The organism is Dyella sp. SYSU CM1112, from assembly GCF_058216415.1.
Map to the genome: position 1 here is coordinate 595,284 of NZ_JBZEGI010000001.1, position 15,552 is coordinate 610,835.

At 58.7% G+C, this 15,552-nt stretch carries 13 protein-coding genes and 1 tRNA gene; 9 read left to right on the forward strand and 5 right to left on the reverse strand.

Annotation, left to right across the window (positions count from 1 at the left end):
* Window positions 1–85: 85 nt before the first annotated feature.
* Window positions 86–1,048 (reverse strand): thioredoxin-disulfide reductase, encoded by a 963-nt coding sequence (trxB, locus tag AC4HNJ_RS02955; RefSeq protein ID WP_490478010.1) that lies wholly within the window; start codon window positions 1,046–1,048, stop codon window positions 86–88.
* Between the two features lie 279 nt (window positions 1,049–1,327).
* On the opposite strand from trxB, the gene AC4HNJ_RS02960 reads away from it, so the two are divergent.
* The 3 genes from AC4HNJ_RS02960 (at window position 1,328) to AC4HNJ_RS02970 (ending at window position 5,089) form a co-directional block, all read left to right on the forward strand.
* Window positions 1,328–3,655 carry a DNA translocase FtsK gene (locus tag AC4HNJ_RS02960; protein WP_490478011.1) on the forward strand — a complete coding sequence of 776 codons (2,328 nt, stop codon included), beginning with the start codon at window positions 1,328–1,330 and terminating at the stop codon, window positions 3,653–3,655.
* 78 nt (window positions 3,656–3,733) lie between these two features.
* Window positions 3,734–4,396 (forward strand): outer membrane lipoprotein periplasmic chaperone LolA, encoded by a 663-nt coding sequence (gene lolA, locus AC4HNJ_RS02965; RefSeq protein ID WP_490478012.1) that lies wholly within the window; start codon window positions 3,734–3,736, stop codon window positions 4,394–4,396.
* Between the two features lie 12 nt (window positions 4,397–4,408).
* Entirely contained in the window at window positions 4,409–5,089 is a 681-nt protein-coding gene (locus AC4HNJ_RS02970; protein WP_490478013.1) for a YoaK family protein, read from the forward strand.
* A 56-nt stretch (window positions 5,090–5,145) separates the two neighbouring features.
* Here AC4HNJ_RS02970 and AC4HNJ_RS02975 read toward each other — a convergent pair whose 3' ends face one another.
* Together AC4HNJ_RS02975 and AC4HNJ_RS02980 are read right to left on the reverse strand one after the other, a co-directional pair.
* Window positions 5,146–5,862: an acid phosphatase gene (locus AC4HNJ_RS02975; RefSeq protein WP_490478014.1), complete on the reverse strand. Its 717-nt coding sequence runs from the start codon at window positions 5,860–5,862 to the stop codon at window positions 5,146–5,148.
* Window positions 5,862–8,111, reverse strand: a complete 2,250-nt coding sequence (locus tag AC4HNJ_RS02980) for a TonB-dependent receptor (RefSeq protein WP_490478015.1) — start codon at window positions 8,109–8,111, stop codon at window positions 5,862–5,864. Before AC4HNJ_RS02980 ends, AC4HNJ_RS02975 begins: the two co-directional genes overlap by 1 nt.
* Before the next feature lie 337 nt (window positions 8,112–8,448).
* Between AC4HNJ_RS02980 and AC4HNJ_RS02985 the strand changes: the two genes are divergently transcribed.
* The 6 genes from AC4HNJ_RS02985 (at window position 8,449) to AC4HNJ_RS03010 (ending at window position 13,398) form a co-directional block, all read left to right on the forward strand.
* A complete protein-coding gene (locus AC4HNJ_RS02985; RefSeq protein ID WP_490478016.1) occupies window positions 8,449–9,783 on the forward strand; it encodes a replication-associated recombination protein A in 1,335 nt (444 codons plus the stop codon).
* Between the two features lie 154 nt (window positions 9,784–9,937).
* Complete coding sequence (locus AC4HNJ_RS02990; RefSeq protein WP_490478017.1) at window positions 9,938–10,507, forward strand: hypothetical protein; 570 nt, start codon at window positions 9,938–9,940, stop codon at window positions 10,505–10,507.
* Between the two features lie 82 nt (window positions 10,508–10,589).
* Window positions 10,590–11,870, forward strand: a complete 1,281-nt coding sequence (gene serS, locus AC4HNJ_RS02995; RefSeq protein WP_490478018.1) for a serine--tRNA ligase — start codon at window positions 10,590–10,592, stop codon at window positions 11,868–11,870.
* The gene (locus AC4HNJ_RS03000) at window positions 11,867–12,244 is read left to right on the forward strand and encodes an LrgA (protein ID WP_490478019.1); all 378 of its coding nucleotides are present in this window, start codon (window positions 11,867–11,869) and stop codon (window positions 12,242–12,244) included. Before serS ends, AC4HNJ_RS03000 begins: the two co-directional genes overlap by 4 nt.
* 191 nt (window positions 12,245–12,435) lie before the next feature.
* Window positions 12,436–12,525: transfer RNA gene (locus tag AC4HNJ_RS03005), tRNA-Ser, on the forward strand.
* Between the two features lie 204 nt (window positions 12,526–12,729).
* The gene (locus tag AC4HNJ_RS03010; RefSeq protein WP_490478020.1) at window positions 12,730–13,398 is read left to right on the forward strand and encodes a hypothetical protein; all 669 of its coding nucleotides are present in this window, start codon (window positions 12,730–12,732) and stop codon (window positions 13,396–13,398) included.
* Between the two features lie 879 nt (window positions 13,399–14,277).
* Here the strand turns inward: AC4HNJ_RS03010 and AC4HNJ_RS03015 are convergent.
* Both AC4HNJ_RS03015 and AC4HNJ_RS03020 read right to left on the reverse strand, forming a co-directional pair.
* Window positions 14,278–14,535, reverse strand: a complete 258-nt coding sequence (locus AC4HNJ_RS03015; RefSeq protein ID WP_490478021.1) for a hypothetical protein — start codon at window positions 14,533–14,535, stop codon at window positions 14,278–14,280.
* 475 nt (window positions 14,536–15,010) lie between these two features.
* Complete coding sequence (locus AC4HNJ_RS03020) at window positions 15,011–15,517, reverse strand: hypothetical protein (protein ID WP_490478022.1); 507 nt, start codon at window positions 15,515–15,517, stop codon at window positions 15,011–15,013.
* Window positions 15,518–15,552: the final 35 nt, after the last annotated feature.

A 15,552-nucleotide genomic window follows, 5' to 3' on the forward strand; every position in this document is an offset into this window, starting at 1 on the left:
CCCCGTGGCGGTGGAAATAATAGTCGCGAGGGCAGCACACGTTGGTGGCAGCCCCTCCCCTAAGGAAGAGGGGCTTGTCCGGGGATCAGGCGATCTTCCCGTTCTGGTCCAGCCAGCGCTCGGCATCCAGTGCGGCCATGCAGCCGAATCCGGCGGATGTCACCGCCTGGCGATAGACATGATCGGCCACGTCACCGGCCGCGAACACGCCCGGAACCGAGGTCATCGTCGCCATGCCTTCCAGGCCACTGCGGATCTTGATGTAGCCGTCGTGCATGTCCAGCTGGCTCTCGAAGATGCCCGTGTTCGGCGTATGGCCGATTGCCACGAAAAAGCCGGTCGCGGCGATATCCCGCGTGGTGCCGCTGTTGACGTCTTTCACCCGCACGCCGGTGACGCCTGATTCATCGCCGAGCACTTCGTCCACGGCGTGGTTCCACACCAACTCGATCTTGCCGGCAGCTGCTTTCTCGAACAGCTTGTCTTGCATGATCTTCTCAGCGCGCAATTTGTCGCGGCGATGCACGAGGTAGACCTTGCGTCCGATATTGGCGAGGTACAACGCTTCTTCCACCGCGGTATTGCCGCCACCGACAACCACCACGTCCTGTTCGCGGAAGAAGAAACCGTCGCAAGTTGCACAGGCCGATACGCCTTTGCCCTTGTAATGTTCTTCGCTGGGGATGCCCAGGTACTTGGCCGTTGCACCGGTGGCGATGACCAGGGCGTCGCAAGTGTATTCGCCAGAATCACCTTTCAGCCGGAACGGCCGCTGCTTGAGATCAACGCTGTGGATGTGGTCGAACACCATTTCAGTATCGAAACGTTCGGCATGTTCAGCCATGCGCTGCATCAGCTCGGGTCCTTGCACACCCTTTACATCGCCGGGCCAGTTGTCGACCTCGGTCGTGGTCATCAATTGGCCACCCTGCTGCAAGCCAGTGATCATCGTTGGCTTGAGATTGGCGCGCGCAGCATACACGGCAGCGGTGTAACCGGCGGGACCGGAGCCGAGGATCAGCAGGCGGCTATGCTTGGGGGTGGTCATTGCTATAATCCTTCAAGGGGTTGCTGGCGATTTGTAACAACGGTTCTCCGTCCCGGCAGGGGTGGTTGGGCTGCCGTCCGGGAGTCCGCAAGGATGGGGAACTCACAAGCCCTATTCAAGGCGTCGCCGCTGAAGATCTGTGCCGGTCAATCGTGTAGCAAACGTGGCGCGTATGCCGGTGCAGGCGTTGGATTTGGCGTGCCGCTCACTACGGGCGCCTCTGCCCCTTGTTACACTGCGTCGCGTTCAAGCATTCGAATCTGAAGGAAACACAACCCGGTGGCGGCGCGTAGCGCAAATGTAAGAAAAGAAAAGGAAAAGACTGGCCTGAGCGAGGAGCTCAAGCGCCGTCTGCGCGAGGCAGGGGCGCTGCTGCTGTTGCCGCTGGCGCTTTATCTTCTAGTTTGCCTGATCAGCTACGACATGGCCGATCCCGGCTGGTCGCATGCCGATGCCGGCGTCCACGTGCATAACCTGGGCGGTACGGTGGGGGCTTATGTCGCGGATCTGCTGCGCTATTTGTTCGGCAGCATCGCTTATTTCTTCCCGCTCCTGCTCTTGTTTCTCGGCGTACAGGTGTTGCGCAACCATGGCATGCGCAGCGTGCAGCCGTGGGAGCCTTCGCTACGCCTGGTTGGTTCGGTATTTTTCTTCATCACCGCGCCCGGCCTGTGCTACCTGAAATTCCCCAGCAGCACGATGGGGCCCGAAGGTGCCGGCGGCGTGATCGGCCACGCCGTAGGGCATGGTTTGCTGCGTGCGTTCGACAAAGGCGCGCCCTTGCTGCTGCTGGCGCTGTTCCTGATCGCCGTGACGTTCGCCACGGGGCTGTCGTGGTTCAAGTTGATGGATCTCACCGGGCAAGGCGTGCTGAAGCTCGCCGGTTGGGTCGGTGGCAAGCTGCGTGAGGCGCCGGAAGTCATTGCCGCCCGTCAGGCGCGTGCGGAACGCGAAGTCGTCAAGAAGTCCGAGGCAGTCAAGCAGGCCAAGCGTGAACCCGTGCGGATCGAAGCCCCTGCCGCACCGGTGGCGAAAAGCGAACGTGCCCGCGTAGAAACGCAGATTCCGTTGTTTGTCGGCGCCGCGGAGCCGGGTGAATTGCCACCGCTGTCCTTGCTGGACGAAGCCCCCGAACAGGGCCCTGGCTATTCCGAAGAAACGCTGGAAGTCCTGTCACGGCAGGTCGAGCTCAAGCTCAAGGATTTCCGCATCGAGGCCAAGGTGGTGGGTGTCTATCCCGGCCCGGTGATCACCCGCTTCGAACTCGAGCCCGCGGCAGGCGTGCGCGGTAGCCAGGTGTCGAGCCTGGACAAGGACATTGCGCGCGGCCTTTCGGTGGTCAGCGTGCGCGTGGTCGACGTGATTCCAGGCAAGAACGTGATCGGCCTGGAAATCCCCAACGCCAAGAAGCAAATCGTCTACCTCTCGGAAATCCTCCGTTCGGACAAATACGATCAACAGAAGTCGCCGCTGACCTTGGCGTTGGGCAAGGACATTGCCGGGCGACCGATGGTGGCCGATCTGGCCAAGATGCCGCATTTGCTGGTGGCTGGTACCACCGGTTCCGGTAAATCCGTCGCGGTGAACGCGATGGTGCTGAGCCTGCTGTACAAGGCCAGCGCGAAAGATGTGCGCATGATCATGATCGACCCGAAGATGCTGGAACTCTCGGTATACGAGGGCATCCCGCATCTGCTCGCGCCGGTGGTGACGGATATGAAAGAAGCCGCCAACGCGCTGCGTTGGTGCGTGGCCGAAATGGAACGGCGCTACAAGCTGATGGCCGCCGTCGGCGTGCGCAACCTGGCTGGCTTCAACAAAAAGGTGAAGGACGCCGAGAACGCCGGCCAGCCCTTGCTCGATCCACTGTTCCGTCCCAATCCGGAGATGCCAAGCCTGGTGGCCGAGCCGCTGGAGCCGCTGCCATACATCGTCGTCATCATCGATGAATTCGCCGACATGATGATGATCGTCGGCAAGAAGGTCGAAGAACTCATTGCGCGACTCGCACAGAAGGCGCGTGCGGCCGGCGTGCATCTGGTGCTGGCCACGCAGCGTCCGTCGGTGGATGTGATCACGGGCTTGATCAAGGCGAATATCCCCACGCGCATCGCGTTCCAGGTATCGAGCAAGATCGACTCGCGCACGATTCTCGATCAATCCGGTGCGGAAACCCTGCTGGGTCACGGCGACATGCTGTACCTGCCGCCCGGTACCGCCACGCCCGACCGCGTGCACGGCGCCTTTGTTGACGACCATGAAGTGCACAACGTGGTCAACTGGCTCAAGGCGCAGGGATCGCCGCAATACATCGAAGGCGTGCTGGAAGAAGTGCAGGCCACCAGCGACGGCAAGTTCATCAACGATGCCGGCTTGCCGCAGGATGGCGACGAGGGTGGTGATGCAGATGCCCAACTGTACGATCGGGCCGTACGCATCGTGACCGAAACGCGGCGTGCTTCCATTTCCGGCGTGCAGCGCCATTTGCGCATCGGCTACAACCGTGCCGCACGCTTGATCGAGCAGATGGAGCAAGAGGGCGTGGTAAGCGCTCCGCAGCACAATGGCAACCGCGAAGTGCTGGCGCCACCGCCGCCCAAACATTGATACGACAACGCCCGGTGTAGCGCTTTCCATTAAGGCTCCCCGCCGCAAACTTGAATTTTCACGATCAGGAACGGGACCATGAAACGCCTCCACGTCGCGGCTTTACTCGCCTCGCTTGCATTGCTTGTAAGCGGTTTTGCACAGGCGGCGACAGGTCCCGCGCGAGCCCGCCTCGATGCCTTCGCGCAGGGGCTTCACGCCATCTCGGGCGATTTCACGCAGACGCTCATCGATCCCAGCGGCAAAACGCAAAGCAGCAGCGGCACCCTGGTTTTGCAGGCGCCGCGCCAATTCCGCTGGGACACGCTTACGCCCTACAAGCAAACCATCGTTGCCGATGGCAGCCGCATATGGCTGTATGACCCGGAGCTGGAGCAAGTCACCGTGCGCCGGCAGGACACCGAAGAAGCACATAGCCCGCTCACCGTGCTCACCGACCTCAAGCAGCTCGACAAGGAGTTTCACGTCACCGAGCAGGGCGAGCACGATGGCCTGGCGTGGTTGAGGCTCACATCCACCGGAAAAGATCCGCAGTTCAATTACGCCGATCTCGGCTTTGATGCGAACGGGCTCGCACGCATGCAGTTCAAGGATCAGCTCGGCGCAGTGACCGACATTCGCTTCTCCAACTGGAAGCGTAATCCGGATATCCCGCCGCAGGATTTCAATTTCACTCCGCCGAAAGGCGCGGACGTGATCGGCGATCTGCCGGAACTCACCACGCAACCGCTGCAAAACTGACCGCCTCAACGCATGATCCGGCAACTGCCTCGTTGGGCATGGATAGGCGGCGGCCTGCTCGCGCTGGCTGCCGGATGCATCAACGCGGTCGGTTATCTTTGCTATCGGCATCAGCCGATCACCCATCTCACCGGCACCAGCACCGTACTGGGCATCGCGATAGCGCACGGCGATCTGCCTGAGGTGCTGCACTGGGCGCTCACCATCCTTTCGTTTCTGCTCGGCGCGATGACAAGCGGTTTCATCGTGGAGCAGCGCACACTGCAGCTCGGTAGCCGCTACGGGTTTGTGTTGATGCTCGAATCGCTGCTGCTGTTCGTCGCCACGCCATTGATCCACGATGAGAAGGATCTGGGCCTTTATCTGGCCTCGGCAGCCTGCGGTCTGCAGAATGCGATGGTTAGCACCTACAGTGGCGCGACACTGCGCACCACCCATCTGTCCGGCATTTTCACGGATCTGGGCATCTACCTTGGTCAGCGGTTGCGTGGCTTGAACGTAGATATCTTGCGCATCCACGTTTGCCTGCTAGTGGCCGGACATTTCATTCTCGGCGCCACATTGGGCACCGTCGGGTATGTGTACATGCACGAGCGCGTGCTGCTTATCCCCGCGGTGCTCACCGGCACGGTAGGGATGGGTTATGCGGTCTACCGTCATTTCTTCCTGCGGCGACCGAGCGTTAATCCCTGATCAGGCGGCTCTCGCTTTCAAACAAGCGAGAACCGCATGCTTACATTCAACAACGATCAATGCGCTAGCGCGGTCTCGTTTACCGCAACGGGCAAGCCGAGGGCCCGACGCAACTCACTGCGCGCCGCCAGATAATCCTGCCGCCACGATGGGTCATGCAGGATCCGATCGGCCATGACGGTTCCAGCAAGACGGCCCGCTTCCACGTCGGTAGGAAAATGCACACCCATCACAATGCGGTGGTGCCCATAAAGATCCGCACGTGCAAAGATCGCCGCGCGTTTCTCCGGAAGCATGTTGGCGAGCAGCACGGCAGAGGAGTAACCGAAGGTGGCGTGACCGCTCGGGTAGCTCCAGTCACCTGATTTTTCCTTGCTCAGCGGTTTTACCTGGCTGGAGACCACAGACGGTCGCGGCCGACGCCAATACAGCTTGGCTTGCTTGACTTCCACCTTGTCCAACGCAGCAACCCGAGCGAAGAACGCGGCTGTTTTCGGTAACGCATCCGCTTGCAGTGGGGTACCGAGTTCGTCGGTCAAGCGGAATACGGAATGCACCGCATCCGCTTTGGCCGCTGCGGCCTCCGCGGGCGTGCGAGCCCGCTGTGCTGCCAAAACCGCTTGCAGATCATGCTGAGCCGCAAGCGAACCTGCTGCCGGCGGAGGCGGCAGCAGGTTCGCCAGTTCGACGACGGGCGCTGGAGCGCCCGCGTCGCCGGCCAGTGCGGTCTGGCCAATGAGAAACATGGACAACAGCAGTGCGTAGCGTTTCATCAGAACAGATCGGCCGTAATGGTGAAGTTGAAGTTGCGGGCCGGAATGGTCCAGAACAGCGGCGTGCTATCGGCTGCCGTGGTGCCTGCCAGTGCATTGATGGTCGTGTTGTTGAACAAGTTGTTGATCTGCACGCCAATCTTGAAGTCCTGCACATTGCTGATATGCGGATCGAACTTATAGCTGGCAGCAAAATTGGTCACCGCATAGCCGCCGATCGGCGTGTCATCCGTCGCGTTGGCCGTGTAGTAGGTCTTGCCGACAAACTTGTCGATCAGCGACGCATACACCGAACCGTTGTTGTAAATGAAGCCCAACGCCGCTGTCTTGTGTGGCGTATTAGCGTTCCACAGATTGTCCGTGGTCTGGATCGCGCGATTGAGCGAACCATTGGCGTAAACGCTGAAACCGGCGCCCAGCATATAGGTGCCTTCGAGCTCGACGCCTTTGTAATGCACGCCGCCGCCGTTGTAGAACTCCGTGATGCCGCCGATCTTGTGACTCTGCACGAAATTATTGAAGTTGATCTTGTAGACGTCACCGGACAACGTCAGGCGATCGCTGCTCCAGGTGGTGCCGAGCTGGATATTGGTGGTTTTTTCTGGCGCAATGGCGCTATCGGAAACCGACGGATTCGGCACGTAGAACAAGTTCAGATTAGGTGCCAGGAAGCCCTTGGCCCACTGCGCATAAGCGGTCCAGTTCGAGCTGAAGGCATAGTGGAACGCGGCCGAGGGCAGGGTGGCATTCCAGTCCTTGGAATAGGTCAGCGGGATTTCCGTCTTCTGGTTCACCGGCGCATCGATGTCGCGCTTGAAGTAGTTGTACTTCACGCCGCCGACGAAGTAGGCGTTGTCGGTAATGTTCCACTGGTATTCGACAAACGGCTGGATCGTCACCAGCGTGTTGTTCATGATGCGGTCGGCCGAAGCCAGCGCCAGCGTCGGCGCACCAGGATTGGTGACCGGGTTCATGAAGTCGAGCGTGTCGTCGAATTCATACAGCCAGCGCAAGTCGTCCTGATGGTCGTACCACACACCGGTGCGCGCTTCGCCCGGACCGATTTCCTTGCTCAGGCGGAAGATATCGCCCCACGAACGGTTCGTGTTGCGCATGTGCTGGCCGGGTACGTCATCGGGGCTATAGAAAGTGCCGTTGGGCGTTTCGCCATTCGGATCTTCGCCGTTGAAGCCAAAGTGGTTATAGCCGTAGGTGTACGCCTTGTTATCGATGGTCCAGCCTGCAAACTCCGAATGCAGGCCGATATAAGCCATATTGGTGTTGATGTTGTCCTGGTTGTAGCGGTAGTAGGCCTGGCTGTCCGGATTGTTATTCAACGCATAGTTCGAACCGTACTGGGCGATCTCTGCTTTAGTGGTGCCGAGCGGCACGTACTGGTTGAGTTTGTTCCACAGGGCGGCGAAGGTCAGCGTGGTGTTATCGCCCAACGGCTGCACCACCTTGGCGAACACGCTCTGGCGACGCTGGCCGGCATCGGTCAGATAGCCATCCGACGAACCATTCTGCACATTGATCACGGCGCTGGTACCGCTACTGGTGAAGCGGCCGGTATTGATCAAGGCACCTTCCACGGCGGTATCCCAGCTGCCAAAGCTGATATACGGACGGATGCCGAACTGCTGCTGCGGATCGATCGAATCCACCGAGATGGTGCCGCCGAACGTAGCATTGCCAAGCGTGCCGGCCGTGCCCGGACCACGATCAACCACCACGCTGCCGGTTTCCTGATTGGTGAAATACGAGGTGGAATGGTGCGTGAAGTCGTTGGAATCCATCCAGGGAATGCCATCGAACGTCACGTTGTATTGCCCGTCCTGGAAGCCGCGGATGGATACGACCTGCGCCTCCATCAGGCCGGCGCCGTTCGGCGTGACGGTGTACACGCTCGGTGCAATGGAGGCAATGTCGGTGTAATCGCCGCTTGGCGGTACGTTTTCTTGAATATAGGTGCTGCCGATAATGGATTGCGGCTCGGTTGCGATGGTCGAGCCTTGCGTCGGCGCAATGGCGCTTACTCCATTAGCCGTTACCTGCAAGCCAGTCAGGGTTTTTGCATTTTGGGCTGAGGCATTGCTGTCCGCATTATCGGGCGCATTGGCGGCACTTGTGGTGGAGCTGTCGCTACTGGCCGTATCCGTGGCATGGATTGGCGCTGCAATGCTTAATGCAAGGCACAAGGCAAGGTAAACCGAGGAGCGGCGGTACGACGCAAGTGTCGATGGTGTCATTGTTTTTTTCCGGTATCGGCGGGTTGTAGAAAGGCCGACACCGTAAAGAGACTGTATGACGATTATGTAACAAATATATTAAAAGACTGCATTTTATAATGCGAAAGAAAATGCGCTAAGCTTGATCTAAGTTTTGAATGAGACACGTAATAAATGTCTCGCAAAGGTAAGCCAAGGGTAAGCTTGAATTAAGCCAAAGCTAAGGAATGAAGAATTACCGAAATAAATCGTTTATCCATATTAATTAGGCCATAAGTCGACTGGCAAGCCCATACGGCAGGGAAACACCCACGCCCGTGCCTGAGATGGTCCAGGCGTGATGTCCTATCATCGACCGATGAAGCCGCAAGACAGTACTCCTTCGCTATTCTCCACGGATACGGACGAACTCAAGCCGCTGGCGGAGCGCATGCGCCCGCGCAGCCTCGATGAAATCGTCGGCCAGCAACGCTTGCTCGCGCCCGGCAAGGCGCTTCGGCGCGCGCTGGAAGCGGGCAGGGTGCATTCCATGGTGTTGTGGGGGCCGCCCGGTTGCGGCAAGACCACGCTGGCCCTGCTGGTAGCGCGTTATGCCGACGCGGATTTCCGCGCCATCTCCGCCGTGCTGTCCGGCCTGCCGGAAGTGCGCAAGGCGCTGGCCGAAGCGGAAGCCAATTTCGCCCAAGGGCGGCGTACCGTGCTATTCGTCGACGAGGTACATCGCTTCAACAAGGCACAACAGGATGCCTTCCTGCCGCACATCGAACGCGGCGTGATCATCTTCATCGGCGCCACCACCGAAAACCCGTCCTTCGAACTCAACTCGGCGCTGCTCTCGCGATGCCGCGTGCATGTGCTCGATGCCGTGTCCGTCGACGACATCGTCGCCGCCTTGCGGCGTGCGCTCGCCGATACCGAGCGCGGATTGGGCGAGTTGCAGCTGGAGGTCGCCGATGCATCCCTCACGTTGATCGCGCAGGCAGCGGATGGCGACGTACGCCGTGCGCTCACGCTGCTGGAAATCGCTGCCGAACTGGCGGATGGCCGGGTGATCGACGAAACCACGCTGGAGCAAGTACTCGCCGATCGCACACGTCGCTTCGACAAGGGCGGCGAACAGTTCTACGACCAGATCTCGGCGCTGCACAAATCCGTGCGCTCCTCCGATCCCGATGCCGCCGTGTACTGGCTCACGCGCATGCTCGATGGCGGCTGCGATCCGCTCTACCTCGCGCGGCGCATGACCCGCATGGCGGTCGAAGATGTCGGTCTCGCGGAGCCGCGTGCATGGCGCATGGCTCTGGATGCCTGGGATACCTACGAACGCCTGGGCAGCCCCGAGGGCGAACTTGGCCTTGCGCAACTCGCCATCTGGCTGGCGATTGCACCCAAGAGCAACGCCGCCTATATGGCTTACAACAAAGCGCGCGAAGTGGTGGGCCAAACCGGCACGCTCGACGTGCCCATGCACCTGCGCAATGCACCCACCAAGCTGATGAAAGGGCTCGGTTACGGCAAGGGCTACCAATACGATCACGATGTGGAAGGTGGCGTCGCCCTCGATCAGCAATGCCTGCCGGATGCCCTGGCAGGCACTGAGTTTTACCAACCGGTCGAGCGCGGGCTTGAACTGAAACTGCGCGAAAAACTGCAGGCCCTGCGCGACGCAAGAAAACAGGCGCGGAAGAAATAGAAAAAGTTTAATGCCCAAGCCGGGTGAGCACAGCGAGTCACCAAGTGTCTACGCACGCCAAGCTTGGGCTGTGCAACATGCAAGGCAGGTACGTGGCAAGCGCCAACAGGTTCTAAGATGGCGGTTGTCTGTCCAGTCCCGGGAGGGGCGTGTCATGCGCGTACTGGTTGCAGCGATCTTCGGCGGTATCGTGATGTTTCTGTGGGGCGCCGTGGCGCACATGGCCTTGGGCTTGGGAAACCCCGGCATTTACCAGCCCGCACAGGAAGATGTGGTTCTCAGCAGCTTGCACGAAGGCTTGGGCGCCAGGGCCGGCGTGTACATCCTGCCATCCTTCGATCCGCATCAATGGAACAACCCGGCGGCCAGAACCGCCTACGCCCAAAAAGCCGCGTCGTCACCCTACGCCTGGATCGTCTATCTGCCGCAAGGCGATGACATGACCGACATGCACCGCCAACTGCCGCGCCAGTGGGCATCGGACACACTGGCTTCCCTGGCGTTGGCTTTTGTCATGGGCCTGGGCGGCTGGGGTTTTGCCAAACGCATGGGCATTGCCGTAGCAGCCGTCCTGTTCGCCTGGCTGAGTGTGCTGATTCCGTATTGGAACTGGTATCGCTTTCCTGGCCCCCTGATCTGGGCCGCGCTCACCGAACAACTGATCGGCTGGCTGCTGGCTGGCGCCGTGATGGCCTGGTGGCTGGGGCGGCGGCCTGCGGCGTGATCCCGCAGGCAGGGCAGGCGCGTTGCGACCATGAAGGCGCCACAGCGATAATCCTTCGTTCTCGCCTCTTTCGGATCTGATCATGCTGGACCCCGCACTGCTGCGCTCGCGCCTGGCCGAAACCGCCGCGCGCCTCAAGGAAACCCGAGGCTTCACGCTCGACGTCGCCGCGGTGGAGGCGCTCGAAAGCCAGCGCAAGCAGCTCTCCACCGAAACGCAGGAACTGCAGAACCTGCGCAACACCCGCTCCAAGGCCATCGGACAAGCCAAGGCCAAGGGCGAAGACGTGGCCGCGCTGATGGCCGAAGTGGCGGGCCTCGGCGACAAGCTCAAATCCAACGAACAGGCGCTCGCCGAGGTGCAAGCCAAGCTGTCGGAGATCGCACTGGGCATCCCCAACCTGCCGCACACATCCGTGCCGCTGGGCAAGGACGAAAACGACAACCGCGAGATCACCCGCTGGGGTACGCCGCGCCAATTCCATTTCACCGTCAAAGACCACGTCGATCTCGGCGAGCGTCACGGCTGGCTGGATGGCGAAGCCGGCGTCAAGCTTTCCGGCGCACGCTTCACCGTCATGCGCGGCCAGCTCGCGCAACTGCATCGTGCGCTGGCGCAATTCATGCTCGACCTGCACACGCGCGAGCACGGCTATCTGGAATGCAACGTGCCGTTGCTGGTCAACGCCGACACCATGCAAGGCACCGGGCAGCTGCCGAAATTCGAAGAAGATCTGTTCGCCACCCAAGTCGGCGATAGCAAGCGCTATCTCATTCCTACCGCGGAAGTGCCGCTGAGCAACCTGCTGCGCGACACCATCCAGGATGCTGACGCGCTGCCGCTGCGCCTCACCGCGCACACGCAGTGCTTCCGCGCCGAAGCAGGCAGCTACGGCCGCGATGTGCGCGGCATGATCCGCCAGCACCAATTCGAAAAAGTGGAAATGGTGCAGATCGCGCGTGCCACCGATTCCCACGATCAGCTTGAGGAAATGGTCGGCCACGCCGAAAAGGTGCTGCAGAAACTGGAACTGCCCTACCGGAAAGTGCTGCTCTGCACCGGCGACATGGGTTTCAGCGCCGCCAAGACCTACGACCTCGAAGTCTGGTTGCCGAGCCAAAACACCTATCGCGAAATCTCCAGTTGCTCCAACTGCGAAGACTTCCAATCGCGCCGCATGCAAGCACGCGTACGCAACCCGGAAACCAACAAGCCCGAACTCGTACACACCCTCAACGGTTCCGGCCTGGCGGTAGGTCGCACGCTGATCGCCGTGATGGAGAACTATCAGAACGAAGACGGCTCCATTACCGTACCGGAAGTGTTGCGCCCCTACATGGCCGGCGCGGAGAAAATGGCATGAACCAGCCGGCGAGCCACTCCTGGGACAAGGTAGAGTTCTACACCAGCTACTTCCTTATGTTTGTGCTCGCCTCCGTCATCGGCACACGCCTGAGTTTCGCCGGCGTGTGGGCACTGCCCATGCTCGATCTGGTGCTCAGCACCGTGGCACTCGTACTGGTGATCGCCAGCTTCTGGATCGCACGCAAACGCCGCAGCTGGCGCTTGTGGATCATCGGCTTCGCCACCGCCACGCAATTGCTGCCGATGGTGCTACGCCATCCCGTACTGCTTTTCCCATTGCTTGGCGCCTTGATTCCCGTTGCCATCATGATCTGGGCGCTCGTCGCACTCTCGCGCAAAGGCGCCCATCGCCAGCGCATCGGCGGTTCCTGATAGAATCAGCGCTTCGTCGGCATCGGTTTTACGTAAAGAGATCGCCGAGTGGTTTAAGGCAACCGTCTTGAAATTTGCTGTACGGGTATCTAGCTGTTTGTAGTTGATGCTATAAAAAGTGTGCATTATGTGAATGGTGCGGTCGCTTCTAGACTGGCAGTAAGCTGGTTGTAAGCGCCGCCAGAAAATACGGAAGCGTGGCCGAGTGGTTTAAGGCAGCAGTCTTGAAAACTGCCGAGGGGGCAACCCCTCCGTGAGTTCGAATCTCACCGCTTCCGCCACTACTGCACGCGTTCGGAATTGCTTGGGGAAGCAATGTTCAATCTCTTGATGTTCAACGTCGATTGGTCCTCAGGCAGGGTCAGTGTCCCGATGGAGCGGATGTTTGAATACACCGGTGACCACATCGCCAAGCAATTCCGGGAGGGCGGCAACCCTCTGCTAGATCGCCGGCTGATTTCCCGTGCTTGTTCTGCGAAGAGGGCGTGGCAGACGAAATCGCATATGTGGGTCAGATCAACCGAGCGCGTATTGTTGGCAGGGATGTGTCCCTGGAAGTTAGCTTTGATGCGGAAGTACCTCCACTTCAGAACAGCATGATTCATGCAAACCGGGCAGAACTACACATGCCCAATGACTTCGAATTTTCGCGGAATCATTGGGGAGTGAAGGACGTTGACCTTTACCGCTTCCTCCTCCGGAATGTGCGTTCTCGCCGGCAGCGTCCGGCCGTGTTTCAGATTCCCGAACATGAGAACATCGAACCGACTTTAGCGTCGGCGATGATGCCGTTCGACGCAGGATTTAACCCAGTCTACGACACGATTAGGCAGGCTTCTGACAATGCCGGCCTTCGGTGCAGGCGAGCAGATGATATCTGGGAGAACGCAGCGATCATTCAGGATGTGGTTGCCCTTATCGACCGCTCCCGCGTCGTCGTATGTGACTGCTCGGGTCGAAACCCAAACGTGTTCTATGAGGCAGGCATTGCTCACACGTTGGGGCGTGAGGTGATTCTTATCACACAGAGCGAACACGACATTCCGTTCGACCTGCGCCACCTTCGATATATCCATTATCTTAATAATGCCGAAGGGCGTGCTGCCCTGACTCGGGCGCTGCAGGCGAGAATGCAGACCATCCTCGGACACTGAAGCAATTGATGCTAGCGCTAGGAGCCATAAGACGAGGACTCGCTATCCCGTCTCAGCCCGTGCGAATGGGAAGAATTAGTGTCTCGTCTAATGGGGATGTCATGGGTTGGTTCAAAACGATTCGTTCCTAATGGTTTGCAATTGCGGCCATAGTGGTGTCGATCCCTGTGATGACTGTCTTTGTTCCGTTGAGGTGTGGATGCTGGTCATGGATGAACACTATTCTGGCTACACCTAATCATTTGGCGGCAGCTGCTACGCACCATATTTTGACCAGTGTGGAGGACATGCAATGACCTCTGTGAATGCAGCGTGGTACAGACGATGTACATGCTCGCAAAGCTCCATGAGTTGACTGATCGCGAGGCTCTCTTGCCATGTTCTATCAGTGAAGTGCATCTCCTGAGTTTGGCCAAAATGGAATGCGCCGTGCGTCACTGAATTTCGGATGTGTTGCACTAGCGTGTCCTCTCCACGCTTCATGCTACCGGCTCGATAGATATCCCGAAACGCACGAAGGATGGACGTCTCCGGCACGTTATCCAGATCGCGCTCAAGGTGCTCGCTTCGCATATAACAAAGCGTGGTGAATACCATGAATACCACGGACGCCCTGAGGCGCATTCCCCTTAATTCAATGGCGGGAATGTCTGGGTGGCCTCGAAAATCAATATCAGGCCTAGCGATATCGTGGCTGGCTCCGACACAGTTAAATGCAGTGATAAACCTATCGTCAGAAATGGAGAGGCTTTGGGCTTTTAGCGCCGATCGAAGATCACCGTCTGAAATTACGCGCAATCGAAGGAGAAGGTGCTCAACGTCCATCGCAAAGTGTCCGGCCGCCAAACGCCAGAATTAAGCGATGTCGGCTTGAATGAGTTAATCGGATGCGCCTGCTCGCTGAGCGCAGCCCCTGATGCCTTGCGTTTTCTGAACTTTATCCTGCTTGCGCCCGGCCAACAACCCGGCGCAAAGACGTGCGTTAATTGCTATCTTCGGATGTCCGTTATAGGGCGAGCAAATATCTGGGTGTAGGTCGCCGCTAGGCAGCACGAGCGGAGCGTTCAGCCCTCGCCGGAATCCATGTTCAACTTGGTCGGAATCCGTATTGACGGACAGCACCTTGACCAGCGGCATGTTTGGCGTACTGCCTTGGACGCCGTTGGCATGCATAGGGGTCGCACTGCTCTAACACAGCAGGGTAACTTACCGATTCGTGCAGGCTAAGCGTGACGACGATCCTCTACGTCGCATGTTGCGGCAGCCCTTTGGGGATTGAGAAGTACGAACATACAGCCCACACCGCACATGCTTGATCTGCGGTAAGCACACGAGCGAGCGGCACTTTCCAATATCCCAGCAAATTGGAACTGATCACCCTGTGGGTAATCGCTACAGCGCATGCGTTACGCTCGCCGCTAGCCGGCGGCAGGCGAGGGCAGTTTCTCAACGACGGATTTAGCCAGTCGCGCTATGGTTCCATCCTTGCGGTGAAAGCAATAAGCCGTCTACAAGTCCAACTCATGTCGATTCGATAAACAATCCGTTGCTCAGAAAGCGCTTGTGCACCGCTACTAATAAGAATACCGGGGCAATGTATCGAGTTTTTTGGTCATAAATCGTAGTAGTAGGTGGCCGTGATAATCGCCGCGTTTCTGCCCTCACTGTACGTATCTACGGTGAATTCATAGGACAGCCCCTCTCGTGGCGAGCCTTCAGCTTTGAATAAGCCAGTTTGCGCGTCCTTTTCCGGTCGCGCATGTTCCAGCCACTTGACGTACCCCGCGGATTCAAACGGAGGTAGACCTATCTGAGCTGCTTTAACTGCGAGAATTATCCATCCTCGCTTGTCGGCATCATCTGGCACCTTGTTATATACAAGCATGCGGACAGTTCCCCAAGAATGCTCGCATCCGCCGATGTTGGCAAAGATCATTGCTCCATCTTTAAGCAGGATCGATGCAGTCAATTTGTTATTGCCAACAACAAAGCTTTTTACATCGCGTGATTTGGCAATACTTCCTGCGTCGAGGGGAATTGGTCGCATGGTGCATTCAAAATTTTGCGGAACGATGCCTCTTTGCGATGTCATGGCTGCTGCAAAGATGATTGGGATCATGGAATCATTGCCTTAAAATGAATATCCGAGTCTGT

What these genes read in the sequence shown, in the direction of transcription:
- trxB (WP_490478010.1), bottom strand. Translation starts at nt 1,048, where the DNA reads ATGACCACCCCCAAGCATAGCCGCCTGCTGATCCTCGGCTCCGGTCCC.
- lolA (WP_490478012.1), top strand. Translation starts at nt 3,734, where the DNA reads ATGAAACGCCTCCACGTCGCGGCTTTACTCGCCTCGCTTGCATTGCTT.
- AC4HNJ_RS02970 (WP_490478013.1), top strand. Translation starts at nt 4,409, where the DNA reads ATGATCCGGCAACTGCCTCGTTGGGCATGGATAGGCGGCGGCCTGCTC.
- AC4HNJ_RS02975 (WP_490478014.1), bottom strand. Translation starts at nt 5,862, where the DNA reads ATGAAACGCTACGCACTGCTGTTGTCCATGTTTCTCATTGGCCAGACC.
- AC4HNJ_RS02980 (WP_490478015.1), bottom strand. Translation starts at nt 8,111, where the DNA reads ATGACACCATCGACACTTGCGTCGTACCGCCGCTCCTCGGTTTACCTT.
- AC4HNJ_RS02985 (WP_490478016.1), top strand. Translation starts at nt 8,449, where the DNA reads ATGAAGCCGCAAGACAGTACTCCTTCGCTATTCTCCACGGATACGGAC.
- AC4HNJ_RS02990 (WP_490478017.1), top strand. Translation starts at nt 9,938, where the DNA reads ATGCGCGTACTGGTTGCAGCGATCTTCGGCGGTATCGTGATGTTTCTG.
- serS (WP_490478018.1), top strand. Translation starts at nt 10,590, where the DNA reads ATGCTGGACCCCGCACTGCTGCGCTCGCGCCTGGCCGAAACCGCCGCG.
- AC4HNJ_RS03000 (WP_490478019.1), top strand. Translation starts at nt 11,867, where the DNA reads ATGAACCAGCCGGCGAGCCACTCCTGGGACAAGGTAGAGTTCTACACC.
- AC4HNJ_RS03015 (WP_490478021.1), bottom strand. Translation starts at nt 14,535, where the DNA reads ATGCCGCTGGTCAAGGTGCTGTCCGTCAATACGGATTCCGACCAAGTT.
- AC4HNJ_RS03020 (WP_490478022.1), bottom strand. Translation starts at nt 15,517, where the DNA reads ATGATCCCAATCATCTTTGCAGCAGCCATGACATCGCAAAGAGGCATC.